Origin of the sequence: Inquilinus limosus, from assembly GCF_002195995.1 — a bacterium.
In the GTDB taxonomy this organism is placed as follows: Bacteria; Pseudomonadota; Alphaproteobacteria; order DSM-16000; family Inquilinaceae; genus Inquilinus; species Inquilinus limosus_C.
Map to the genome: position 1 here is coordinate 178,041 of NZ_NHON01000002.1, position 23,160 is coordinate 201,200.

The following is a 23,160-nucleotide window of genomic DNA, read 5'->3' on the forward strand; positions in this document are numbered from 1 at the left end:
GAAGCAATCCAGGGGCCGGTGCGCACTGGTCCCTGGATTGCTTCGCTGCGCTCGCAATGACGATCTTTCTATCGACTCCCTGGCTTCAGCCCGCCTCGCCGAGCGGGTACTTGGCCTCCAGATAGGCGAGGTACGGTTCGGGGTCGAGGCCGTTGCCGGTCGCGGCCTGCAGGATCTCCTCGGGCGTGCGCGACCGGCCGTGGCGGTGCACCGCGCGGTTGAGCCAGAGCTTCAGCGGCATGTAATCGCCGGCCTCCAGCCCGGCCGCCACCGTCGGGTCGCGCTCCGCCGCCGCGAACAGCTGCGAGGCCATGATGTTGCCCAGCGTGTAGGTCGGGAACGACCCGACATAGCCAGTCGACCAGTGCACGTCCTGCAGCACGCCGCGTGCGTCGTCCGGCACCTCCAAGCCGAGATCGGCGCGCATCCGCTCGGCCCAGGCGGCCGGCAGGTCGGCGACGGCCAGGTCGCCGGCGATCACCGCGGCCTCCAGCTCGACCCGCAGCGCGATGTGCAGGTCATAGGTCAGCTCGTCCGCCTCGACCCGGATCAGCCCGGGCCGGACATGGTTGACCGCACGCCAGAATTCGGTAGCCGAGACATCGCCCAACTGCTCCGGGAAGGCGTCGCGCAGCAGGCCGAAATTCAGCTCCCAGAAGCGGCGGGACCGGCCGACCCGGTTCTCCAGCAGCCGCGACTGGGATTCGTGCATGCCGAAGCTGGCGCCGCCGACGGCGTAGAGGTTGACGATGTCGGTCGCCAGCGCCGACCGGCCGATCTCCGGGTCGATGCCCTGCTCGTACATCCCGTGCCCGGCCTCGTGCAGCGCCGCGAACAGCCCGGCCGGCAGGTAGTTCGGCCGGTAGCGCGCGGTGATGCGGACATCGTCGCGGGTGAAGGAGATCTCGAACGGGTGCACCGTCTCGTCCAGCCGGCCATGGGCATAGTCGAAGCCGATCCGCTCGGTCAGGCTCCGGGCGAAGGCCTTCTGCCGGTCGACCGGATAATCGCGGTCCAGGAAGTCGCGCCGCGCCGGCGGCCGGTCCAGCACCCGCTGCATCAGCGGCACCAGCCGGCCCCGCAGCGTGGTGAAGAGCGGCCGCAGCTTGGCCAGGGTCATGCCCGGCTCATACTGCGCCACCAGCGCGTCATAGGGGTGCTCGGACCAGCCCAGCGCGTCGGCGATCCGGCGCTGCAGGGCGAAGCTGCGCTCCAGATACGGCCGGAAGGCCGGGAAGTCGGACCGGGCGCGGGCCGCGACCCAGGCGGCCTGCGCCTCGGTCTTCAGCAGCGCCGCCTCGTGCAGCAGCATCTCGGGGATGCGGTCCAGCGCCGCGACGCCGTCCTCCATCGCGGCGACGGCGCGGCGGCGCCGGCTGGTCTCGGGCTCGCCGGCCACTTCGTCACGGGCTGCGGCCAGGGCGTCGCGCATTGCCGGGCCGGTCGCGATCTGCCGGGCGATGGCGGTCAGCGTGGCGATCTGCCGGCCTCGCGCCGCGGCGCCGCCCGTCGGCATCTGCGTGCGCGAATCCCAGACCAGCAGGTTGACGGCGTTCAGCACATCGTTCAGCCGGCCGGATTCCTCGGCGAAGCGGTCAGTGCCCATGGGCGGCTTCCTTCTGCGGCAGCACTGCGGCGGCGGGCGCCCGGTCCAGCAGATGGCAGGCGGCGCTGCCGGTGTCGGTCGGGCGCGGCAGCGGCGCCTCCACCCGGCAGCGGTCGAAGGCGTGCGGGCAGCGCGGATGGAACGGGCAGCCGGCGGGCAGGTCGACCGGGCTGGGCAGCTCGCCCCGAGCCGCCGGCACCCGGTGGCGCCGGGCCGGGTCCAGGTCGGGCGCCGCAGCCAGCAGCGCCTGGGTGTAGGGGTGCTGCGGCGCCGCGAACAGCGCCTCGGTCTCCCCAGTCTCGACGATGCCGCCGAGATACATCACCGCCACCCGGTGCGACAGGTGGCGCACCAGGCGCAGGTCGTGCGCCACGAACAGCACGGTCAGGCCCAGCCGCTGCTGCAGCTCCAGCAGCAGGTTCACCACCTGCGCCTGGACCGAGACATCGAGGGCGGAGACCAGCTCGTCCGCGATCAGGCATTCAGGCTCGACCGACAGCGCCCGGGCGATGCCGATGCGCTGGCGCTGGCCGCCGGAGAATTCGTGCGGATAGCGGTCCGCCGCCTCGCGCGGCAGCCGCACCAGGTCCAAGAGCTCGGCGATGCGGGCGGGGATCTGGGCCCGCGGCCGCATCCGGTGCACCGACAGCGCCTCGGCCAGGGTCTGGCGCACGGTCATGCGCGGGTTCAGCGAGCCGCGCGGATCCTGGAACACCATCTGCACCCGGCGGTTGAAGGCGCGGCGCTCCGCCCCCTCCAGCGACCGGATGTCGACGCCGTCATAGCGCAGGGTGCCCTCGTCCGGCTCGATCAGCCGGACGATGCAGCGGGCCAGCGTCGACTTGCCGCTGCCGGATTCGCCGACGATGCCCAGCGTCTCGCCGCGCTTGACCGCCAGATCGATGCCGTTCAGGGCATGCACCGCCGGGTGGGGCCGCCGGCGCAGCGTGTCGGCCACCGTGCGCTCCAGCCGGAAGCGCTTGGTCAGCCCCGTGATCTCCAGGATCGGCGCGATCATGCGGCGTCCTTCGCGGCGGCGACGCGATCGCTCTCGAAGCAGGCCGCGGCGGCGTCCGGCCCCACCGGCTCCAGCACCGGCCGCTCGGTCCGGCAGCGCTGTGTGGCGAAGGCGCAGCGCGGGGCGAAGGCGCAGCCGGGCGGCCGCTCGGTCAAGGGCGGCGGGGCGCCCTCGATCGAGCGCAGCGGCAGCCGGGGGCCGCCGCCGCGCGGCACCGAATTCAGCAGGCCGAGCGTGTAGGCATGGCGCGGCCGCTCGAACACGGCGGCGACCGGCCCGGTCTCGACCACCCGGCCGGCATACATCACCGCCATGCGGTCGCAGCTCTGCGCCACCACGCCGAGGTCGTGGGTCACCAGGATCACGCTCATCCCCAGCCGGTCGCGCAGCTGCAGCAGCAGGGTCAGGATCTGGTCCTGGATGGTGACGTCCAGCGCCGTGGTCGGCTCGTCCGCCAGCAGCAGCTTCGGCTCCGAGGCGAGCGCGATGGCGATCATCGCCCGCTGCCGCATGCCGCCGGAGAACTGGTGCGGATAATCGTCGAGCCGCCGGGCGGCGGCCGGGATGCCGACCAGGTCCAGCAGCTCGCGGGCCCGGTCGCGCCGCGCCCGGCGGCCGAGATCGGTGTGGGTCCGCAGGCTCTCGTCGATCTGCAGCCCGATCGGCAGCACCGGGTTCAAGGCCGTCATCGGCTCCTGGAAGATCATGGCGATCTCGCCGCCGCGAACCCGGCGTAGCGCCGGCTCCGGCAGCGTCCGCAGGTCGCGGCCCTGCCACAGCACCTGGCCGCCGACCCGGCCGGGCGGCCGCACCAGCCCCAGCACCGCGCGCAGGGTGACGCTCTTGCCCGAGCCGCTCTCGCCGACCAGCCCCAGCACCTCGCCGGCGCGCAGATCCAGGTCGACGCCGGCGACTGCCGCCGCCTCGCCCCCGCCGGCCGGAAACGTCGCGGTCAGGCCGCGGATCGACAGCACCGTCTCGGTCATGATTCGGGCCGCAGCAGGTCGGCGACGCCGTCGCCCAGCAGGCTGAAGCCGAAGCCGGTGATGACGATCGCGACGCCGGGGAAGATGGTCATCCACCAGGCCTGGGACATGAAGTTCTTGCCGTCGGCGATCAGCAGGCCCCATTCCGCCGCCGGCGGCTGGGCGCCGAGGCCGAGATAGCCCAGGCTCGCCCCCAGCAGGATCGACAGCGCCATGTCGGTCATCCAGTACACCAGCACCGGCGAGACGGTGTTGGGCAGCAGGTGGCGCAGGATGATGCGGGCGTCGCTATAGCCCATCACCTTGCCGGCGGCGGCATAGTCCAGCCGGTTCTGCACCTTGATCTCGGCAGCGATCAACCGGGCGTAGAACACCCAGCCGACGGCGCCGACCGCGATATACATGTTGACCAGGCCGGGCCCGAGCACGGCGACGATGGCGATCACCAGCACCAGGAAGGGGAAGGTGATGACCACGTCGACGATGCGGCCGAAGATCGGCTCCCAGATCCCGCCGTAATAGCCGACCAGCGCCCCGACCGCGGTGCCGAACACCACCGGGAACATGGTGGTGAACACCGCGATCTGCATGTCGACGCGATAGGCCCAGATCACCCGGCTGAGGATGTCGCGGCCGAAATTGTCGGTGCCGAAAGGGTGGCCCCAGCTCGGCGGCTTCATCAGGGCGCGATAGTCGAAGGCGGTCGGGTCGTAGGGCGCCACGAGGTGCGGCGCGATCGCCAGGACCAGGCTGGCCCCGACGATGACGAGGCCGGCGATCAGCGCGGCGGAGGGGCGCCGCCGGGCGCGGGCCGGGGCCAGGCCGACCGCGGTCATGCCTTCACCCGCGGGTCGAGCGCGGCCTGCACCAGGTCTGTCGCCAGGAACACCAGCGCCACCAGCACCGCCATCGCCAGGGTCAGCCCCTGCACCACTGGATAGTCGCGGCCGTAGATGCTGTCGATCATCAGCCGGCCGGCGCCCGGGATGGCGAACACCGTCTCGGTGATCACGGCGCCGCCGATCAGCGTGCCGACCGACAGGCCGAACAGGGTGACGGTCGAGATCAGGGCGTTGCGCAGCACGTGCCGGCCCAGCACCAGCCGCGGCGCCAGGCCCTTGGACCGGGCGAAGTCGACATATTCGGCTCCCAGCACCTCGATGATCGAGGCGCGAAGGTTGCGCATCAGCACGGCGGACAGGCTCAGCGCCAGGGTCAGCGCCGGCAGGAACAGGTGCCAGATCCGGTCGCCCCAATCGTCGCCATAGCCGCCGACCGGGAACCAGCGCAGCCCGGCGGCGAACACGGTCAGCAGCACCAGGCCGAGATAGAAGATCGGCATCGACAGCCCGACCTGGAAGGCGCCGCGGATCACGGTGTCGGCCGCCCGCCCGCGCCGCATCGCCGCGGCGAAGGCCAGCGGCACGGCCAGGACCAGGGCCAGCAGGGCGGCGAAGCCGGTCAGCACCAGCGTGACCGGCATCCGCTCCAGGATCAGGCGCATCACCGGCACCTTGAGATGGATCGAGGTGCCGAGATCGCCCTGGACGATGCGCTGCAGGAACAGCAGGAACTGCGCCGGGATCGACCGGTCGAGGCCGAGCTGGGCGTTCAGCCGCGCCACGTCGGCGTCGGTGGCGCGATCGCCCAGCATGGCGCTGGTCGGGTCGCCCGGCAGCAGCCGGACCAGCACGAAGATCACGACCAGCACCAGGAACAGGGTCGGAACCAGCTGGATCAGCCGCTTGGCCACGTGGTTCAGGTTCACCGGCCGCGCCTCCTGTCTCGACGGTCAGAGACCTTGATCCCGTCCTCACCGTCATTGCGAGGAGGCGAAGCCGACGAAGCAATCCAGGGCCGGTTCACCGGGGCCCCTGGATTGCTTCGCTGCGCTCGCAATGACGATGTCGACAACGCTGAAAAAGTCACTTCGCCAGATACGCCCCGGCGAAGATGTTGTTGCCGAGCGGGATCTGGACAAAGCCCTGCACATTCTTGCGCAGCGCCACCGGATAGGGCGTCTCGTACAGGTACAGGATCGGCCCGGTCTCGGCGTAGATCTTCTGGATCTGGGCGTATTCCTCGGCCCGCTTCTTGGCGTCGCTCTCCCTCTGCGAGGCCTCGAACAGCTTGTCGACCTCGTCGTTCTTCCAGCCCGAATGCAGGGCGTCGATCACCGGCGAATAGGCGAAGTAGGAGGTGATCTCGCTGGGGTCGTTCAGGTCGTCGGTCCAGGCCGCCATCCGCATCGAGAAATTGCCCTTGCGGTAGCGGTCGGTCAGCGTCGCGTTGTCGACCTGCTCGATGTCCAGCTTCACCCCGACCGCCGCCCACATCTGCTGCACGGCGGCGCCGATGCCGAGCTGGTCCTGGTTGCCCGGCAGCGCCATCACGCTGGTGGTGAACCCATTGGGGAAGCCGGCATCGGCCAGCAGCTGCTTGGCCTTGGCCACATCGACCGGGTACAGCGGCGTGTCGCCCGAATGGTACAGCGTCGCCGACGACATGTAGGAGGTCTGCGGCTTGCCGACGCCATGGGTGACGATCTGGATGATCGCGTCCTTGTCGACGGCGTAGTTCAGCGCCTGCCGTACCTTCTCGTTCGACAGCGGGTTGTCGCTGCCATCGGCCAGCTTTGGCCGGACGTTCATGACGATGTACTGCACCCGGGTCGACGGGTAGAGCTGCATCTGCAGGTCGGCGTCACCCTGCAGCTCGGCCACCCGGGCATAGGGGATAAACTCGGCCCCGTCCAGCTCGCCCGACTGCAGCTTCAGGATGCGGGTGGCGTCGTCCGGGATGATCTCGAAATCGACCGCGTCGAGATAGGGCAGGGGCTTCCCGTCCTCGCCCATCTTCCAATAGTAGGGGTTGCGGACGATCCGCATCGACGACCCGCGCTCCCACTTGTCGAACATGAAGGGGCCGGAGCCGACCGGGTGCTCGGCGAAGGCATGCGCCTTCTCGTCGTCGGTGGCGCCCGGCGTCGCCTCGAAGGCGGCCTTGGGCAGGATCGCGGTGTTGAAGGTCGACAGCGCGGCGATGATCGCCGGGTCCGGATGCTGCAGCTTCAGCACCACGGTCTTCGGATCCTGGACCGTCACCTCGGCGATCGAGGCGACCAGGCTGTTCCAGATGCCGTTCTTCGGGTTGCGGGCCCGGTCCAGCGACCATTTCACGTCGTCGGCGGTGATCGGCTTGCCGTCGGAGAACTTGGTGCCGTCGCGCAGAGTCAGGGTGACGGACAGGCCGTCATCGGACACCTTCCAGGCGCTGGCCAGGCCCGGCTCCACCGACAGCCCGTCGGCCGAGGGCTGCAGCAGCGTGTCGTAGAGATTGGTCAGGATCCAGATGTCGACATTGGCGTCGTTCAGCACCGGGTCCAGGAACAGGCTGTCGGCATAGCGGCCGTACCGCATCTCGCCGCCGCGCTCCACCGCCAGCGCCCCCGCGCTCGTCCCCGCCAGCAAAACCGCCGCCACGGCTGCCCTGAGCAGCATCCTCATCGCGACCTCCACTGTTGATTGAAGCCCCTCCCGGGTCGCCATGTGTTCTGGCGTATTAGAACGCTAACGCTGCGGCGGCGAGAGAGTCAATCGACGTTGGCGGCGCCGGATACGGAAACAAATGCAACATCTTGGCCGGGATCCGGAAACCACGTTGCCGCTGCGCGAATGAGTGTGCTAGTCGGTTGATACAGGAGACGACCGCCCCATGAAGCTGCAGATCGACCGCGAGCTCCCGGTGCCTCTCGGGCTCCAGGTCAAGGGCCTGATCGAATACGGCATCGCCTGCGGTGAGCTGAGCCCGGGCGAACGGCTGCCCTCGGTGCGCGAGCTGGCGGAGAGGCTGGCGGTGGCGCCGATGACGGTGGCGCTGGTCTATCGCGGCCTGCGCGAGGCCGGGCTGATCGAGACCCGGCGCGGCCGCGGCTGCTTCGTGGCCGAGAGCAGCGAGCCGCGGCAGCGGCCCCGCACCGAGATCGCCGAGATCCAGCGCCGGCTGGACCACCTGATCGACGACGCCGCGGCGATCGGGCTGACCCCGGCCGACCTGACCGGCATGGTCCAGGCTTGCCTGTCACAACGCCGCCCACGGCGGCGGGCGCGCAGCGTCGTCATGCTCGGCCTGTTCCGCGACGCCACCCGCGCCTATGCCGCGGCGATCCAGTCGCGCCTGCCGCCCGGCACGGCGGTGCAGCCCCTGACCATGGACGAGCTGCGCGGCGACGATTCGGCGCGCCGCCGGGCGGCGGAGGCCGAGCTGGTGGTGACCTTCCCGAATCGCCAGCGCGAGGCCGCGGCGCTGCTGCCGGACAGCCGGGTGATCGCGATCCGTTTCATCCCGTCGGAGGAGACGCGGCGGGCCCTGGCCGGGCTGGACCCGCTGGCCCGCCTCGGCATCGCCTCGCGCTTCGCCGACTTCCTGCCGATCATGAAGTCGGGGGTGCAGCGCTTCGCCCCGCATGTCCGCCAGGTCGTTGCCGCCGCGCTGGGCACGCCGGCGCTGGAGACCGTGATCGACCAGTCCGACGTCGTCGTCCTGTCCACCGGCGCCGAGAGCGTGCTGCCCCGACTGCGCCCCGGCGTCCGGGCCATCGAGTACCGGCACAGCCCGGACCCGGTGGATGTCGACCAGCAGATCGTCCCCTTGCTCTCGCCCGAGGCCGAGGGCATCGCCGAACCGCAGGAGGCCGTGCCGTGAAGATCAGCGAGATGAACTGGAGCCAGGTGGAAGCCTATCTCCAGCGCGACGACCGCGCCGTGCTGCCGCTGGGCAGCACCGAGCAGCATGCGGGCTTGAGCCTGTCGGTCGACAGCGTCCTCAGCGAGCGGGTCGGGGCCGAGGCGGCGGAGCCGCTGGGCGTGCCGGTGTTCCCGGTCGTCGCCTACGGCATCACCCCGTATTTCCTGGCCTATCCCGGCACGGTCAGCCTGCGGGTCGAGACCTATGCCAGGCTGGTGCAGGACATCCTGGACAGCCTGCACCGCACCGGTTTCCGTCGCATCCTGATCGTCAACGGCCATGGCGGCAACCAGCCGGCCCAGTCGGTGGCGACCGAATGGATGACCACGCATCCGGGCACGGCGGTGAAGTTCCACAGCTGGTGGAACGCGCCCGAGACCTGGGCCAAGGTGCAGTCGATCGACGCCCAAGCCTCGCACGCCTCCTGGATGGAGAATTTCCCGTGGACCCGGCTGGCCGGGGTCGACCAGCCGACCCAGCGCAAGCCGATGATCGACTCCGCCCGGATGCGGGTGATGGATCCCGAGGCGGTGCGGCGCTATCTCGGCGACGGCAATTTCGGCGGCCACTACCAGCGCCCGGACGAGGAGCTGCTGGCGATCTGGCAGGTGGCGGTGGCCGAGACCCGCGCCCTGCTCGAGGGGCCCTGGGCATGAGCGCGACCACGCCGATCCTGATCTGGGGCGCCGGCGCCATCGGCGGCAGCGTCGGCGCCGCCCTGATCCGTGCCGGGATGGACGTGCTGTTCGTCGACCAGGCGGCCGACCACGTCGCCGCGATCAACCAGCGCGGCCTGCGCATCACCGGCCCCCTGGCCGAATACACGGTGCCGGCCCGCGCAGTGACCCCCGACGCGGTCGAGGGCGAGTTCGACCGTGTCTTCCTCTGCGTCAAGGCGCACCACACCGCGGCGGCGATCGAGGCCGTGGCCCCGCATCTGGCCCGCTGCGGCTATGTCGCCTCGCTGCAGAACGGGCTGAACGAGCGGGTGATCGCGGCGAGAATCGACAAGGCCCGGACGATCGGCTGCTTCGTCAATTTCGGTGCCGACTACATCGAACCCGGCGTGATCCTGCATGGCGGCCGCGGCGCGGTGGTGGTCGGCGAGCTGGATGGCGAGCGCACGCCGCGGATCGAGCAGCTGCACGGCCTGATGCGGCGGTTCGAGCCGAACGCGGTGCTGACCGACAACATCTGGGGCTATCTCTGGGGCAAGCTGATCTATGGCGCGCTCCTGTTCGCCACGGCGGTGACGCCGGACTCGATCGCCGACGTGCTGGCGGCGCCGCGCCACCGGCCGGTGCTGACCCGGCTGGGGCTGGAGGTCGGCGCCGTCGCGGCGGCGGCGGGCATCCGGCCGGAAGCCTTCGACGGCTTCGACCCCACGGCCTTCCGGCCCGGCGCGCCGGCCGAGGCGACCACCCGGTCCTTCGACGACATGGTGGCGCATAACCGCAAATCGGCGAAAAGCCACTCCGGCATCTGGCGCGACCTGGCGGTGCGCCGCCGACCGACCGAGGTCGACGCCCAGCTCGGCCCGATCGTCGAGATCGGGGCGCAGCACGGCGTGCCGACCCCGATCACGGCGCGGCTGATCGTGCTGATCCACGACATCGAGGCCGGGCGGCGCGCGATGGCGCTGTCCCTGCTGGACGAGCTCGAGACCGTGTCGGCCTGAGCGGGCGATGCCAGGTTACGCGGACGTTGCCTCTCCCGCTTGCGGGAGAGGTCGGAGACGCGAAGCGGCTCCGGGTGAGGAGAGTTTGTCGAGGCCTGGGCCAGCCCTCACCCGGTCGTCCTGCGGACGCCCGACCTCTCCCGCGTCCGGCGGGAGAGGTTACGCAATGACGCCCAGCATCGTATCGCGCGTTGGCGCGGCACGACCCGAAATGGTCTGGCTCCAAGCGGGAGGCTTCTCATGACTCAGAATTTCACCGGCCGGACCGTGATCGTCACCGGCGCGGCGCACGGCTTCGGCCGGGCCATCGCCGCCGCCTTCGCCGGGCGCGGCGCGACGGTCTGGGCCTGCGACGTGCTGGCGGCGGAGCTGGCCGAGACCGGGCGGCTGATCGGGCCGGCGGGGGCGGTGCGCGCCGTCGACGTCACCGACCGCGGCGCGGTACAGGCCCTGGTGGCGGAGGCCGAGGCGGCGTCGGCCACCGGCGCGGTCGACGTGCTGGTCAACAATGCCGGCGGCGTGCTGGGCCAGGTCGGCCGGCCGATCGAGGAGATCGGGCCCGAGGCCTGGCAGGGGATCTTCGATGTCAACCTGTCGGGCGCCTTCTGGTGCGCCCAGGCGGTGGCGCCGGGGATGAAGCGGCGGGGCGCCGGCCGCATCGTCAACATCTCCAGCGGCGCCGGCCTCGGCGTCAGCCTGACCGGGATCCAGGCCTATGCCAGCGCCAAGGCCGGGCAGATCGGCCTGACCCGCCAGCTGGCGCATGAGCTGGGGGCCTGGGGCATCACCGTGAACAACGTCGCGCCGGGCTTTGTCCGCTCCAACCCGACGACGGAGCGGCAATGGGAGGCGATGGGCGAGGCGGGGCAGGCCCGGCTGATGAATGCGATCGCGCTGCGCCGGCTGGGCACGGTCGAGGACATCACCAACGCCGTGCTGTTCTTCGCCTCCGACGCCGCCGGCTGGATCAGCGGCCAGGTGCTGAGCGTCGACGGCGGGAAGTAGTACCGGGGCCTTTGAGATCGGCTCTTCGACACCTTCCCCGTCATGGCGAGGAGGCGAAGCCGCCCCTTTGAGTTAAGAATGGGCCATCCAGGGGCCGGTGCGAGCCGCCCTGGATGGCCACGCCCCTTCGGGGCTCGCCATGACGGATCAATATCTCGGGCAGCCGGTACAAGCCTTCGTCAGAGGAAGCTATTGGCGATCAGCTCCCGCGTGTAGGGGGCCTCGACGCTGCGGGCGCGCAGGGCGTCGGCCGCCAGTTCCTCGACCACCGCGCCGTCCTTCATCACCAGCACCCGGTCGCACATCTGCCCGACCACGGCCAGGTCGTGGCTGACGAAGACATAGGTCAGCCGGTGCTCCTCGCGCAGCGCCATCAGCAGGTTCAGGATCTCCGCCTGGATCGAGACGTCGAGGGCGGAGGTCGGCTCGTCCAGCAGCACGATCGGCGGGCGCAGCGCCAGCGCCCGGGCGATGGCCACGCGCTGGCGCTGGCCGCCCGACAGCTGGTGCGGATAGCGCTCGGCGAAGCGGGCGGGCAGGCCCACCCGCGCCAGGGCGCCCGGCACATGGTCCCAGGGATCGGCCAAGCCCATCGCGATCAGCGGCTCGGCCAGGGCGCGGCCGATGCTGTGGCGCGGATGCAGCGACCCGTAGGGGTCCTGGAACACCATCTGCACCCGGGCCAGCTCGTTGCGGCCGCGCCGCGGCCCGACCGGGTGGCCCGCCAGCTCGATCTGCCCGGTCCAGCGCTGCTCCAGCCCGGCGAGGGAGCGCAGCACGGTCGACTTGCCGCAGCCGGATTCGCCGACGATGCCCAGGGCGCCGCCGGGCTCGACCGCGAAGGAGACGCCCTTCACCGCATGCGCCGTGCCGCGGCGGGACTGGAAGCGGACGTCGAGATCCACGGCCCGCACCATGGCGTCGGCGTAAGGCGCGGTCATCGGGCGGCCTCCTCGAAGGCGGCGAGGCCGGCGCGGTCGATCACCGGCAGCCGGTGCGGCCGCGGCCCGTCGAAGCCGGGCATCGAGGCGATCAGGCCCCGCGTGTAGGGATGCGCGGCGTCGTCGAGCGAGCGCAGCTCCTCGACCACCCGTCCGGCATACATCACCAGGATGCGGTTGCAGAAGCGCGCCACCATGCGGATGTCGTGGCTGATCAGGATCAGGCCGGAGCCATTCTCCCGCACCAGCCCGTCCAGCAGGGTCAGCACGTCCTGGCGCACGCTGACGTCCAGCGCCGAGGTCGGCTCGTCGGCGATCACCAGCTTCGGCTTGTTCAGCAGCATCATCGCGATCATGGCGCGCTGACCCATGCCGCCGGAGATCTCGTGCGGGTACAGGCCCATGGTCCGCTCCGGGTCGCGGATCCGGACATGGCCCAGCATCTCCAGCGCCGCCTTGCGCGCCGCCCGGCTACCCAGCTTCAGATGCACCCGCGCCGATTCCGCGATCTGCGCCCCGATCGGCTTCACCGGGTTCAGCGAATAGCGCGGGTCCTGCAGGATCAGGGCCATGTCGCGGCCGCGGATCCGGGTCAGCTCGCGCTCGGGCAGGGCCAGCAGGTCGCGGCCGGCGAAGCGCAGGGCGTCGGCCCGGACCTGCGCGCCCTTGGGCTGCAGCCGCATGATGGCGCGCCCGGCCGTGGATTTTCCGGAGCCGGATTCGCCGACGATGCCCAGCCGCTCGCGGCCCAGCGCGAAGCTGACGTCGCGCACCGCCCGGACCTCGTAGCTGCCATGGCCGAAGGTGACGGACAGGTTGTCAACCTGGAGCATGGGGGCTTCAGCGGGCATGGCGGGGGTCCAGCACGTCGCGCAGGGCGTCGCCGAGCAGGTTGAAGGCCAGGCTGGTGGCCAGGATCGCCAGGCCGGGCATCACCGAGACCCACCAGGCGTCGAGCATGAACTTCCGGCCGCTGGAGATCATCGCCCCCCATTCCGGCGCCGGCGGCTGGGCGCCGAGGCCGAGGAAGCCGAGGCCCGCCGCGGTCAGGATCACCCCGGCCATCGACAGGGTCAGGCGGACGATCACCGAGGGGATGCACATCGGCATCACATAGAGGCCGATCAGGCGCAGATGCGAGGCGCCGTAGAGCCGCGCCGCGGCGATGTATTCGGCCTGGCGCACCACCAGCGTCTCGGCCCGCGCCAGCCGGGCGATCGACGGCCAGGCGGTCAGCGAGATGGCGACGATCGCGGTGCCGAGGCCGGCGCCCAGCGCCGCGGCGAAGGCCAGGGCCAGCACCAGCGACGGGAAGGACAGCACGATGTCGGTCCCCCGCATCAGCACGGCGTCGACCCGGCCGCCGCAATAGCCGGCGACGACGCCGATCAGGAGGCCGATCGGGCCGATGATCAGCGTCACCGTGCCGACGATCCGCAGCGTGATCCGGCTGCCCCAGACCAGGCGGCTGAAGATGTCGCGGCCGAGCTCGTCGGTGCCGGCCAGATGCACCCAGTCCGGCCGCTGCAGCACGTTGTTCAGGTTCTGCACCGTCGGGTCGTAGGGCGCGATCCACGGGGCCAGGATCGCCACCACGACCAGGACGCCGATCACGGCCAGCCCGGCCATGCCCAGCTTCTCCCGCCGGAAGCGCCGGATCTGGGCCGACCAGGCGCCGCCGGCCGCCGGTTCCGCCGCGGCCGGCGCCATCGGCTGTTCCGCCTGCATCGACATCAGCGGGCCTCCCGCGTGCGGGGATCGAGCGCCAGGTAGGCGGCGTCGGCCAGGAGGTTGAGGATCATGAAGATCAGCCCGATCAGCAGGGTGCAGGCCAGGATCGCGTTCATGTCGCCGATCATCAGCGCGTTGGTCATGTACTGGCCGATGCCGGGCCAGGAGAACACGATCTCCACCAGCACCGCCCCCTCCAGCAGATGGCCGTAGGAGATCGCCAGGATGGTGACCAGCTGCACCGCGATGTTCGGCAGGATGTGGCCCCAGACCACGGCCGGCAGCCGCAGGCCCTTGGCCCGGGCGGCGATGATGTAGTCCTGGCCCAGCTGCTCCAGCGTGAAGCTGCGGGTCATGCGGACGATGTACGCCATCGAGGCATAGGCCAGGATGCAGGCCGGCAGGATCAGGTGGCTCAGCGCGTTCCAGAAGATCTCATGCTCGCCGGCCAGCAGGCTGTCGATCAGGATGGCGCCGGTACGCGGCTCGACGATGCCCTCGTAGAACACGTCGATCCGGCCCGGCCCGTCGACCCATTGCAGCCCGGCATAGAACACGATCAGCCCGACGATGCCGAACCAGAACACCGGCAGGGAATGGCCCAGGAGGGCGATCACCCGGGCGATCTGGTCCAGCAGCGTGTCGCGGTACAGCGCCGCCAGCAGGCCCAGCGGGACGCCGACGACGACGCTGAGGATGATGGCCAGCGTCGCCAGCTCCAGCGTCGCGGGGAAGGCGGCGGCCAGGTCCGACACCACGGAATTGCCGGTCAGCACCGCTGTGCCCAGATCGCCATGCAGCAGGTTGATCAGATAGACCCAGAACTGCTGCGGGATCGGCAGGTCCAGGCCCATCTTGGCCCGCATGGCGGCATAGGCCTGCGGGTCGGCCAGCTCGCCGACGATGGCGCCCACCGGATCGGACGGCATCAGCCGCCCGATCACGAAGGTGAGGCACAGCAGGACGAACAGGCTGAGCAGCAGGCCGAAGAGGCGGCGCAGCAGCTTCAGCGGCAGGTCGCGGGTCATGTCGGCTCCCGTCCGCCGGGTTGCATCGGTCAGTCGGCCTTCTTGGTCACGGTGTCCAGCCGGACGCCGCGGAAGCCCTGGCCGACGAAGTTCTCGACATTGGCGGAGACCACGACCGGCGAGAACCGCTCGAACATCGGCAGGATGGCCGGGCCGCTGGCCAGGAAGGTCTTCTGGATCTCGGTGTACAGGGCCTCGCGCTTGGCCTGGTCGGGCTCGCCGCGGGCCTGCACCGTCAGCTTGGTCAGCTCCGGGATGTCCCAGGCCGACCGCCAGGTGAAGTAGCCGGAATTGCCGTTCGGGCTGTTGTCGGGATTGTAGGTGAAGTTCTGCAGCGACCCGATCGGGTCGGCCATGTTGCCGCCGCCGGTCAGCGGCATCAGCAGGTCGAACTCCCGGGCGCGATGGGCGGCGATGATCTGGCTGCCATTGCCCTGCTCGATCGACACCTTGATGCCGATCTGGGCCAGCGAGGCCTGGATGGCGGTGGCCAGGTCGACGCGCGGGGTCTCGGCGATCGTCTTCAGCACCAGCGGGAAACCGTCCGGGAAGCCGGCCTTGGCCAGCAGCTCCTTGGCCTTGGCGACGTCCAGCGTGTACCCGGGGTCGGGCAGGGCGGTCGGGTAGTTCTCCGGCACCGGCACCTGGCGGACGCGACCATAGGGCCCCATGATCGTCTTCTGCATGCCGGCATAGTCCAGGCCCCAGGCGATGGCGCGGCGGACATCCGGGTTGGCCAGGTACTGGTTCTGGGTGTTCATCGCCAGCACGTAGAAGCCGCCGGTCGGCACGCGCTGGGTGACGAAGCCTGCCTTGCCCTCGAAGGCGGTGATGTCGGAGGAGGCGAGGGCGGTGGCCACGTCGATGTCGCCGCGCTCCAGCAACAGGCGCTGCACCTGGCTTTCCGCGACGTGCCGCACCACCACCCGCTTCATCGCCGGCGCGCCGCCCCAGAAGGCGTCGTTGCGGTCCATCAGGATGATCTCGTTCGGCGACCAGCGGCGCAGCACGAACGGGCCGGACCCGGCCGAGTTGGCGCGCAGCCAGGCATTGCCGTAGTCGTTGTTGGCCTCGTGCTTGGTGGCCTCGGTCTTGTCGATCACGGCGCCGTTGTTGCCGGACAGGGCGAACAGCACGAACTCGGCGATCGTCCCCTCCGGCAGGCCCAGGCGGAAGGTCTTCGGGTCGACCACCTGGAGGAAGCCGTCGATGTTGGTCTCATCGTAGCCATAGGGCTTCCACAGCGAGGCTGCGGCCTGGTTCAGCTTCATCATCCGCCGCAGCGACCAGGCGGCATCCTCCGCCGTCACCGGGTTGCCGCTGGCGAATTTGGCGTCGCGCAGGTGGAAGGTGATGGACTTGCCGTCGACGTCCCAGCTCTCGGCCAGCTGCGGCACCAGCTTGGTGGCGTCGTTCGGGTCGGTCGAGACCAGCCGGTCATAGATGTTGGAGGTGATGATCCACGACCCGGACTCGGTGGCCTGGCCGGGATCGAGCGACAGCACCTGCGCCAGCGACGCCCCGATCACCAGCTGGTCGGCCGGCGTCTTGGCCGCGGCGGCGCCGCCCCAGGCCGGCGCCAACGCCACCGCCAGGGCCAGCAGCCCGTTTCTCCATCTTCCCATGGCGCGCGTCTCCCCGATTTTAGTATGATGTCTGTTGTATGATGACTTATCATTGGCTTTCTTGACTTCGCAAGAGTCAAATGTGTGACTGGCCGACGCATCGGGTGGTGGCGCGCCCCAGCATGGACACGGAGGAGCGGTGCCGAACCCAACCGGACTCGAAGCAGGCGCGCCGCGCCGCCGTGAGAAGCTGGCGGTCGCCGTCGTCGAGGCCCTGCGCCACCGCATCGCCAACGGCGCGCTGCCCGTCGGCTCGCAGCTGCCGACCGAGCAGCGCCTGATCGAGGAGTTCAATGTCAGCCGCACCGTGGTGCGCGAGGCCATCGCCGAGCTGCGCGCCCGGGGGCTGGTCGAGCCGCGGCAGGGCGTCGGGGTGTTCGTCATGCCGTCCAGCGAGCCGGCGCCCGGCCTCCTGTCCGGCGATTTCACCCGGCTGTCGGAAGTCCTTGAATTGCTGGAGTTCCGCATGGGGGTGGAGATCGAGGCGGCGGGCCTGGCGGCGCTGCGTCGGTCGTCGCGGCAGGAGGCGGAGATCCTGCTGGCGCATGAGCGGGTGATCGCCGCGGTCGATGGCGGCGGCGGCGCGGTCGACGCCGATTTCGCGCTGCACCTCGCCATCGCCGCGGCCACCAACAACCACTTCTACAGCGACGTCCTGACCTATCTCGGCCAGCGCACCATCCCACGCAGCCGGTTGGGCGATTCCGCCGAGGCGACCACCGCCTATCTGCGCAAGGTGATCGCCGAGCATGCCCGCATCATCGAGGCGATCGAGCGCCAGGACGCCGACGCCGCCCGGCTGGCGATGCGCCACCATTTGACCGAGAGCCAGCGCCGCTACCGCGGCCTGGGCGGGCTGCCGGCCGAGTCCGCCCCCTGATCCGGCTGCGTCGCGTTCCGGCTTGTCATCAGTTGTATGATGTCATATTAGCTCTCCCAACAAAGCCGATCGCAGGGAGGGTGCGGGCATGTATCTCGGGACGCAGAACGGGGTTCGCGACGACGACGATCTGAGGGTCATGGCGCAGCTCGGCGTCCGTCACCTCAACGACAACCCGCCCGGCAACCCGCATGACTGGTCGCTCGACGTGCTGCTGCGCCACCGCGAGAAGCTGGAGAGCTTCGGCCTGGTGCTGGACATGGTCCAACTGCCGCTCGGCTCGCGCCCGATTGAGGAATCGCACAGCCCGGCCATCCTGTCGGCCGGGCCGGACCGCGACCGCCAGATCGACTCGATCTGCCGGCTGATCGAGAACATCGCCCGGGCCGGCATCCCGGCGGCCAAGTACAACCTCAACATCATCGGCATCCCGCGCACGCCGGACGAGCCGGGCCGCGGCGGGTCGCTGAACGCCTCCTTCCGCTGGGACAAGGCCGACCACGACACGCCGCCGACCCTGGTCGGCACCCTGTCCGAGGACGAGAACTGGGAGCGCATCGACTATTTCCTCGAGCGGGTGATCCCGGTCGCCGAGGCGAACAAGGTCCGGCTGGCCTGCCACCCGCACGACCCCTACACCCCGCCCGGCTATCGCGGCGTCACCCGGGTGCTGGGCACGGTCGAGGGGCTGAAGAAATTCGTGCAGATGCGCGAGAGCCCGTATCACGGCCTGAACTTCTGCCAGGGCACGGTCGGCGAGATGCTGGACAACCCGCGCGACGAGATCGACGACGTGATCCGCTGGTTCGGCAGCCGCGGCAAGATCTTCAACGTCCATTTCCGCAACATCCGGGGCCGCAGGCTCTCCTTCATGGAGACGTTCCCGGAGGAGGGCGACATGGATATGTGGCGGTCGATCAAGCTCTACGCCGAGCTCGGCTACCCCTACATGATCATGCCGGACCATGTGCCGACGATCAGCGGCCGCGACCCCGAGGGCGTCGCCTTCGCCTTCGTCTACGGTTACATCGCCGCCCAGCTCGAGGCGGTGAGCCAGCTCTACCCCGGGTCCGTGACCCGCTGACCCGCCCGCTGACTCGACTGAGGCCCTGATGGATCCGCAGCAGCTGAAGGGAGCCCTCTCCGCCGGGCTCCTGTCCTTCCCCGTGACCCATTTCGATGCCGGGTTCGAGTTCGACCGCGCCGGCTATGAGGCGCATGTCGGCTGGCTCGGCGGCTTCGACGCCGCGGTGCTGTTCGCCGCCGGCGGCACCGGCGAGTTCTTCTCACTGACCCCGACCGAGGTGCCGGAGGTGGTGCGTGCGGCCAAGGCCGCGGCCGGGGCCACGCCGATCGTCTCCGGCTGCGGCTATGGCACCCGCATCGCGGTCGAGATCGCGCGCGGCGCCGAGGCGGCGGGGGCCGACGGCATCCTGCTGCTGCCGCCCTATCTGATGACGGCGGAGCAGGCGGGGCTCTACGCCCATGTCAAGGCGGTGTGCGACGCGGTCGGCATCGGCGTCATCGTCTACAACCGCGACAATGCGGTGCTGTCGGCCGACACCATCGCCCGGCTGTGCGATGCCTGCCCGAACCTGGTCGGCTTCAAGGACGGCCACGGCCAGGTCGATCTGGTGCTGGAGATCACGCGCCGCATGGGCGACCGCCTGGCCTATATCGGCGGCATGCCGACGCATGAGGCGTTCGCGGCGCCCTATTTCGCCGCCGGCGTCACCACCTATTCCTCGGCCGTGTTCAACTTCGTGCCGGAGTTGGCGCAGCGCTTCTACCGGGCCCTGCGCGGCGGCGACACGGCCACGACCGACGCACTGCTGCGCGACTTCTACTACCCGCTGCTGGCGATCCGGAACCGCGGCAAGGGCTACGCGGTATCGATCATCAAGGCCGGGCTGGCGGTAATGGGCCGGTCCGCCGGTCCGGTGCGCCCGCCGCTGACCGATCTGAAGCCGGAGGAGATGGCGCAGCTGCGCGACCTGCTGGCCCGGCACACGGCCTGACGCGCGTCCCGACCGGCCGGGACGCGCGCCGGCCGGTCGGTCACGGCGCCACGGGCACCGTCGGCTGGCTGTAGTCGGCGCCGGGGCCGGAGGGCGGGGTCAGCGCCGGGTCCGAACCCCAGTCCGTCGGCGTGCCGGACAGCACGTAGCTGAGCGTGCCGCCATCGGCGACCTTGGCCAGCGGCAGCCAGCTGCCGCCATAGGCCGTGCCGTTCAGCTTGACGCTGGTGATATAGGGCGCCTTCTCCAGCATCGCCTGCCTGTCGGTCTCGATCCGCAGCGCCTTGCCGTTGCCGAGCCAGACCGTGATGCCGGAGAATTGCGGCGTCGACATCGCCATGCCGGGCGCCGCGGGGATCACCGGGTACAGGCCAAGTGTCGCCCAGACATACCAGCCGGAGGTCGCGCCGAAATCATCGTTGCCGGGCAGCCCGCCGGCATTGGTCGAGAAGGTCTTCCGCATGATGATCGGCAGGATGTACTGCGCGGATTTCGGCGACCCGGCCCAGTTATAGGCCCAGGGCGTCCCGAACGACATCTCGTTGCCGATATAGTACCGGCTCGAGCTCTCGCCGCCGTTCAGGGCCTGGCCGGACGGCTCCGGCCCGGTCTCGGGCTGGCCCGTGGTGAGGGAGAACAGAGCGTTCAGCCGGGTGATCGCCGCGCTCTTGCCGCCGTAGGCGGCGATCAGCGCCGTCCAGTCCTGGGCGAAGGACCAGAAGTAGTTGGGCTCGGTCGATTCATGGAAGGTGCCGGTGGTCCAGCTGCCATCGGCCGTCTTCCCGCGCAGCGTCCGCGTCGTCGGGTCGTAGATGGTCTTCCAGTTCTGCGCCCGCAGCCGCAGCGCGTCGATCTCGGCCTTGTCCGCCGCGGCGGTGGGCAGGGCGGCCAGGAAGGCGGCGATCGAATTGTCGGTCGTCACCGCCTCCAGCGTCGTCGAGGTCCAGTCCGGCGCCGGGATGTAGCCCAGCCTAAGATAGTCCGCCAGCGACCCGCCCATCAGGCTGGCCTTGTCGTTGCAGGCGCTGGCGGTGCTGAAGGCGGATCGTCTCATCAGCGACCGCGCGCCCTCGATGTCGAAGGCCCGGGCGCCGAACAGATAGGCGGCGGCGATCACGTTGGGGGCGTGGTCGCCGTTCATCGGCGTGGTGTCCTCGCTGCCGTCGACCCAGTGCGGGAAGGCGCCGCATTGCCGGGCCCACACCACCAGCGACTGCATCGCCTCGCTGGTCTCGCGCGGGAACACCCAGGCCTGCAGCTGGGTCAGCGACCGGTAGGTGTCCCACATCGAGAAGCCGGAATACTGGGTGCCGTACCGAGCCGTCTTGCCGTCGACCGTGAAGGGGTAGCGGGCGGTGTTGGCCGTCGCCCGGTCGGGGACCTCGCTGGTCGGCTGGTTCAGCTTCTTCTGCGCCATGCTGCGGAACGCGCCATTGACGTCGCTATAGGCCGTCGGCCCGCCCATGGTGCGGTACAGCGCGGTGTAGAACTTGGTCAGGTCGGTCAGCGCCAGAGCCTTCTGGTCGTCCGGCAGGGCGGCCAGCGCCTCAGGCCTGGCGACGTCGATCTGGATGGTGTTCAGCCGGCGGTTCCACTCCCGCCCGGCATAGGCCTTGACGTCGTCGAAGCCGTAGCCGGCGTTTTCCGCCTCCAGGTTCAGCTTCGCGTTCTCGACGCTGACCGAGGAGATGCCGACGCGCAGCCGCACCGACCGGTCGCCGCCCGACAGGTCGAAGGCCAGCGTGGCCACGCCGTCCTTCACGCTGGTCCCGGCATCGAGCAGCTTCGTGTCGAAGCGGGCGTAGAAATAGACCGGCTGGCGCCAGGTGCCGCCGCAGAACGGGCCTTCCAGCGTCTTGCCCGACACGGCGCCGGTCTTGTCGAGGGCGATGCTGACCATGGCGGCCGGCAGCCCCGACTTGTTGGTGTTCGATTTGCGGGCATCGATGACCAGCACGGGCGTGGCGCCGGCGCCGTAGGTGATGCGGGCCAGCCCGGTCCGCGTCGTCGCCGTCAGCTCGATGGCGGTCTGGTTGCTCATCGCCACCCTGTAGTATCCGGGGCTGGCGCTCTCATCCGCATGCTTGAAGGTCAGCCTGTCGGCGTCGCCCCAGGGCCGGATCGCCACCATGCTCTGGCCGCGGCAGCCCGGGCCGTTCAGATGGGTCATGCTGAAGAAGTCGATGGCGGTGTCGTCGTAGTAATAGCCGCCGGAGCCGTAGCCCCAGCCCGACCGGCTGCCCGGCGTGTCCGGCCCGAAGCTGACCATGCCGAAGGGCGTCTGGGCCCCCGGATTGTTGTTGCCGGAATGGCCGCTGCCGGTCTCCGAGATCCTGGTGCCGATGAAGGCGTTGACATAGCCGGTCAGCGGGATGTCGGTGCGGTCGGGCGGGGTCGGCTTCAGGCCGTCATCCGGCGGCAGTCGGGCCGGCAGCCGGTAGCTGGTCGGCCCGCTGCCGACCAGCAGGGACGCGTCCGCCAGCTCCTCCGCCGAGAAGCCCGGCGTGCTGCCGAGGATCGTGCCGTCGGCCTTGAACCGGCCGGCGGCCATCTGGGTGCCGTCGGCCAGCTGAAGGGTCAGGGAGCAGCCCGGGATGCAGAGGGTGGTGTCATAGCCCATCGTCCGCAGCGCCGTGAGCAGCTTGGGGCCGCTGACCATGTCTCCGGCGCCGCCGGGCTGCGGCGCGACGAAGATCGTGGAAGGCCCGGTCGGCGGATCCGCCAGGGCCTGCGACCCGGACCCGGCCGCGGCCAGGCAGCAGGCGGCGAGACCCGTCATCAAGACGCTCTTCATGCATTTCCCCCATGGCTTCGACATTGGCTGTCGACGGATGGCCGGTCCGGCGATCCGTGCTGCAACGGCGGGATATTGCGGTGGGATTCACAATATCGAAACAGAATTTGGTCCCGTTTCGTATTGCAATATCCAGAAAATACAATGTTAAAACTGTATATCCAGGTCGGCGGCCGGCCTTCCCATAGTCATGGTGATTGAAACGATCGGGAGGGTGCCCAGAGGGCGATCATGTCCCGTCGCGCCAGAAGCGGCGGCGGCGCACCGCCCCGTCATGGCCCAGCGCGCAGAAGCCGGCGCCCTGGAAATGGTCGGTCACCTGGGGCAGGGGAGAGGCTTTGGGCTGGAAGGCCTCGGGCGCGGCGAAGTCGACCGTGCGGTCCTGCGGCCGGTAGCCCAAGGCGGTCGCCACCGAATTGTCCCACCACTCGGCGTCGGTGGCCGACATCCCGTAGACAGCGGTGCAGTCGATGTCCGGATGCTCCAGCCCGATCAGCACCAGCTGGGCCAGGTCGCGCGGGCTGATCCACACCGCCAGGCCGCGGGGGTCGACGGGCCGCTCGCCGGCATTGCCGATGCGGATCGCCAGGGTGCGCAGCCCGGCCTTCTCGAAATACAGCCCAGCCTCCAGCTCGCCCCAGCATTTGCTGAGGCCGTAGAGGCCGTCCGGCCGCATCTGGTCCTCGACCCCGACCCGGGCGTCGCGCGGGTAGAAGCCGGTGACATGGTTGCTCGAGGCCAGCACCACCCGGCCGATGCCGGCGCGGACCGCCGCCTCATAGACATTGTGGGTGCCCAGCACATTGACCCGCAGCATGTCCTCGGCCGCGCGCTCATTCGGATAGCCGGCGAAATGAACGATGGCGTCGGCGCCCTCGACCGCCGCGGCCAGCGCCGCCAGGTCGGTGATGTCGACCGCCGCCCAGCTCTCATGCGCCGCCAGCTCGCCCGGATCGGCGAGGTCGAGGATGCGCACCGCTCCGATGCGGCCGGCCAGCGCCCGGCGCAGCACCCGGCCGACATTGCCCGACCCGCCGGTCAGGACGATCGACTTGGTCGAGGACAGGGGCGCAGCGTTGCCGGTTCCGGCGGGTCGGGCAATGT

At 70.2% G+C, this 23,160-nt stretch carries 20 protein-coding genes; 7 read left to right on the forward strand and 13 right to left on the reverse strand.

The window, feature by feature from the left end:
• Positions 1 to 85: 85 nt before the first annotated feature.
• The 6 genes from BWR60_RS02340 to BWR60_RS02365 all read right to left on the reverse strand — a co-directional run bounded on the left by BWR60_RS02340 (position 86) and on the right by BWR60_RS02365 (position 7,116).
• Positions 86 to 1,606 (reverse strand): carboxypeptidase M32, encoded by a 1,521-nt coding sequence (locus tag BWR60_RS02340; RefSeq protein WP_088149378.1) that lies wholly within the window; start codon positions 1,604 to 1,606, stop codon positions 86 to 88.
• The gene (locus BWR60_RS02345) at positions 1,596 to 2,624 is read right to left on the reverse strand and encodes an ABC transporter ATP-binding protein (protein WP_088149379.1); all 1,029 of its coding nucleotides are present in this window, start codon (positions 2,622 to 2,624) and stop codon (positions 1,596 to 1,598) included. Before BWR60_RS02345 ends, BWR60_RS02340 begins: the two co-directional genes overlap by 11 nt.
• Positions 2,621 to 3,610, reverse strand: a complete 990-nt coding sequence (locus tag BWR60_RS02350) for an ABC transporter ATP-binding protein (protein WP_088149380.1) — start codon at positions 3,608 to 3,610, stop codon at positions 2,621 to 2,623. The genes BWR60_RS02345 and BWR60_RS02350 overlap by 4 nt, the downstream gene beginning before the upstream one ends.
• Positions 3,607 to 4,446, reverse strand: a complete 840-nt coding sequence (locus tag BWR60_RS02355) for an ABC transporter permease (RefSeq protein ID WP_088149381.1) — start codon at positions 4,444 to 4,446, stop codon at positions 3,607 to 3,609. The genes BWR60_RS02350 and BWR60_RS02355 overlap by 4 nt, the downstream gene beginning before the upstream one ends.
• A complete protein-coding gene (locus tag BWR60_RS02360; RefSeq protein ID WP_088149382.1) occupies positions 4,443 to 5,378 on the reverse strand; it encodes an ABC transporter permease in 936 nt (311 codons plus the stop codon). The genes BWR60_RS02355 and BWR60_RS02360 overlap by 4 nt, the downstream gene beginning before the upstream one ends.
• Positions 5,379 to 5,535: 157 nt before the next feature.
• Entirely contained in the window at positions 5,536 to 7,116 is a 1,581-nt protein-coding gene (locus tag BWR60_RS02365) for an ABC transporter substrate-binding protein (RefSeq protein WP_179221597.1), read from the reverse strand.
• Between the two features lie 208 nt (positions 7,117 to 7,324).
• Between BWR60_RS02365 and BWR60_RS02370 the strand changes: the two genes are divergently transcribed.
• The 4 genes from BWR60_RS02370 to BWR60_RS02385 all read left to right on the forward strand — a co-directional run bounded on the left by BWR60_RS02370 (position 7,325) and on the right by BWR60_RS02385 (position 11,039).
• The gene (locus BWR60_RS02370) at positions 7,325 to 8,314 is read left to right on the forward strand and encodes a GntR family transcriptional regulator (protein WP_088149384.1); all 990 of its coding nucleotides are present in this window, start codon (positions 7,325 to 7,327) and stop codon (positions 8,312 to 8,314) included.
• Complete coding sequence (locus BWR60_RS02375; RefSeq protein ID WP_088149385.1) at positions 8,311 to 9,012, forward strand: creatininase family protein; 702 nt, start codon at positions 8,311 to 8,313, stop codon at positions 9,010 to 9,012. The genes BWR60_RS02370 and BWR60_RS02375 overlap by 4 nt, the downstream gene beginning before the upstream one ends.
• A complete protein-coding gene (locus tag BWR60_RS02380; RefSeq protein ID WP_088149386.1) occupies positions 9,009 to 10,034 on the forward strand; it encodes a ketopantoate reductase family protein in 1,026 nt (341 codons plus the stop codon). Before BWR60_RS02375 ends, BWR60_RS02380 begins: the two co-directional genes overlap by 4 nt.
• A 240-nt stretch (positions 10,035 to 10,274) precedes the next feature.
• Positions 10,275 to 11,039 carry an SDR family NAD(P)-dependent oxidoreductase gene (locus tag BWR60_RS02385; protein WP_088149387.1) on the forward strand — a complete coding sequence of 255 codons (765 nt, stop codon included), beginning with the start codon at positions 10,275 to 10,277 and terminating at the stop codon, positions 11,037 to 11,039.
• 179 nt (positions 11,040 to 11,218) lie between these two features.
• Here BWR60_RS02385 and BWR60_RS02390 read toward each other — a convergent pair whose 3' ends face one another.
• The 5 genes from BWR60_RS02390 to BWR60_RS02410 are packed head-to-tail and all read right to left on the reverse strand — an operon-like array spanning position 11,219 to position 16,364.
• Positions 11,219 to 11,980, reverse strand: coding sequence for an ABC transporter ATP-binding protein (locus tag BWR60_RS02390; protein WP_218823303.1), 762 nt, complete (start codon positions 11,978 to 11,980; stop codon positions 11,219 to 11,221).
• Positions 11,977 to 12,813, reverse strand: a complete 837-nt coding sequence (locus tag BWR60_RS02395; RefSeq protein ID WP_230982923.1) for an ABC transporter ATP-binding protein — start codon at positions 12,811 to 12,813, stop codon at positions 11,977 to 11,979. The genes BWR60_RS02390 and BWR60_RS02395 overlap by 4 nt, the downstream gene beginning before the upstream one ends.
• A 7-nt stretch (positions 12,814 to 12,820) precedes the next feature.
• Positions 12,821 to 13,714: an ABC transporter permease gene (locus tag BWR60_RS02400; protein ID WP_088149389.1), complete on the reverse strand. Its 894-nt coding sequence runs from the start codon at positions 13,712 to 13,714 to the stop codon at positions 12,821 to 12,823.
• Positions 13,714 to 14,739: an ABC transporter permease gene (locus tag BWR60_RS02405; RefSeq protein ID WP_088149390.1), complete on the reverse strand. Its 1,026-nt coding sequence runs from the start codon at positions 14,737 to 14,739 to the stop codon at positions 13,714 to 13,716. The genes BWR60_RS02400 and BWR60_RS02405 overlap by 1 nt, the downstream gene beginning before the upstream one ends.
• Before the next feature lie 29 nt (positions 14,740 to 14,768).
• Entirely contained in the window at positions 14,769 to 16,364 is a 1,596-nt protein-coding gene (locus BWR60_RS02410) for an ABC transporter substrate-binding protein (RefSeq protein ID WP_088149391.1), read from the reverse strand.
• A gap of 139 nt (positions 16,365 to 16,503) precedes the next feature.
• Here BWR60_RS02410 and BWR60_RS02415 point away from each other — a divergent pair, with 139 nt between their 5' ends.
• From BWR60_RS02415 to kdgD, 3 genes are all read left to right on the forward strand, one after another.
• A complete protein-coding gene (locus BWR60_RS02415) occupies positions 16,504 to 17,244 on the forward strand; it encodes a FadR/GntR family transcriptional regulator (protein WP_088149392.1) in 741 nt (246 codons plus the stop codon).
• Between the two features lie 88 nt (positions 17,245 to 17,332).
• Positions 17,333 to 18,328 (forward strand): mannonate dehydratase, encoded by a 996-nt coding sequence (locus BWR60_RS02420; protein WP_088149393.1) that lies wholly within the window; start codon positions 17,333 to 17,335, stop codon positions 18,326 to 18,328.
• A gap of 28 nt (positions 18,329 to 18,356) precedes the next feature.
• On the forward strand, positions 18,357 to 19,262 hold the full coding sequence (kdgD, locus tag BWR60_RS02425) for a 5-dehydro-4-deoxyglucarate dehydratase (RefSeq protein ID WP_088149394.1): 906 nt from the start codon (positions 18,357 to 18,359) through the stop codon (positions 19,260 to 19,262).
• Positions 19,263 to 19,302: 40 nt separating this feature from the next.
• Here kdgD and BWR60_RS02430 read toward each other — a convergent pair whose 3' ends face one another.
• Both BWR60_RS02430 and BWR60_RS02435 read right to left on the reverse strand, forming a co-directional pair.
• Complete coding sequence (locus BWR60_RS02430) at positions 19,303 to 22,041, reverse strand: GH92 family glycosyl hydrolase (protein ID WP_218823304.1); 2,739 nt, start codon at positions 22,039 to 22,041, stop codon at positions 19,303 to 19,305.
• Positions 22,042 to 22,285: 244 nt separating this feature from the next.
• Positions 22,286 to 23,160: NAD-dependent epimerase/dehydratase family protein (locus tag BWR60_RS02435; RefSeq protein ID WP_218823305.1), on the reverse strand; the 875-nt coding region annotated here is incomplete at its 5' end.

Coding starts and splice junctions, on each gene's coding strand:
- BWR60_RS02405 (WP_088149390.1), bottom strand. CDS start 14,739: ATGACCCGCGACCTGCCGCTGAAGCTGCTGCGCCGCCTCTTCGGCCTG.
- BWR60_RS02400 (WP_088149389.1), bottom strand. CDS start 13,714: ATGTCGATGCAGGCGGAACAGCCGATGGCGCCGGCCGCGGCGGAACCG.
- BWR60_RS02355 (WP_088149381.1), bottom strand. CDS start 4,446: ATGACCGCGGTCGGCCTGGCCCCGGCCCGCGCCCGGCGGCGCCCCTCC.
- BWR60_RS02345 (WP_088149379.1), bottom strand. CDS start 2,624: ATGATCGCGCCGATCCTGGAGATCACGGGGCTGACCAAGCGCTTCCGG.
- BWR60_RS02430 (WP_218823304.1), bottom strand. CDS start 22,041: ATGACGGGTCTCGCCGCCTGCTGCCTGGCCGCGGCCGGGTCCGGGTCG.
- BWR60_RS02395 (WP_230982923.1), bottom strand. CDS start 12,813: ATGCTCCAGGTTGACAACCTGTCCGTCACCTTCGGCCATGGCAGCTAC.
- BWR60_RS02380 (WP_088149386.1), top strand. CDS start 9,009: ATGAGCGCGACCACGCCGATCCTGATCTGGGGCGCCGGCGCCATCGGC.
- kdgD (WP_088149394.1), top strand. CDS start 18,357: ATGGATCCGCAGCAGCTGAAGGGAGCCCTCTCCGCCGGGCTCCTGTCC.
- BWR60_RS02390 (WP_218823303.1), bottom strand. CDS start 11,980: ATGACCGCGCCTTACGCCGACGCCATGGTGCGGGCCGTGGATCTCGAC.
- BWR60_RS02410 (WP_088149391.1), bottom strand. CDS start 16,364: ATGGGAAGATGGAGAAACGGGCTGCTGGCCCTGGCGGTGGCGTTGGCG.
- BWR60_RS02365 (WP_179221597.1), bottom strand. CDS start 7,116: ATGAGGATGCTGCTCAGGGCAGCCGTGGCGGCGGTTTTGCTGGCGGGG.
- BWR60_RS02340 (WP_088149378.1), bottom strand. CDS start 1,606: ATGGGCACTGACCGCTTCGCCGAGGAATCCGGCCGGCTGAACGATGTG.
- BWR60_RS02420 (WP_088149393.1), top strand. CDS start 17,333: ATGTATCTCGGGACGCAGAACGGGGTTCGCGACGACGACGATCTGAGG.
- BWR60_RS02350 (WP_088149380.1), bottom strand. CDS start 3,610: ATGACCGAGACGGTGCTGTCGATCCGCGGCCTGACCGCGACGTTTCCG.
- BWR60_RS02370 (WP_088149384.1), top strand. CDS start 7,325: ATGAAGCTGCAGATCGACCGCGAGCTCCCGGTGCCTCTCGGGCTCCAG.
- BWR60_RS02385 (WP_088149387.1), top strand. CDS start 10,275: ATGACTCAGAATTTCACCGGCCGGACCGTGATCGTCACCGGCGCGGCG.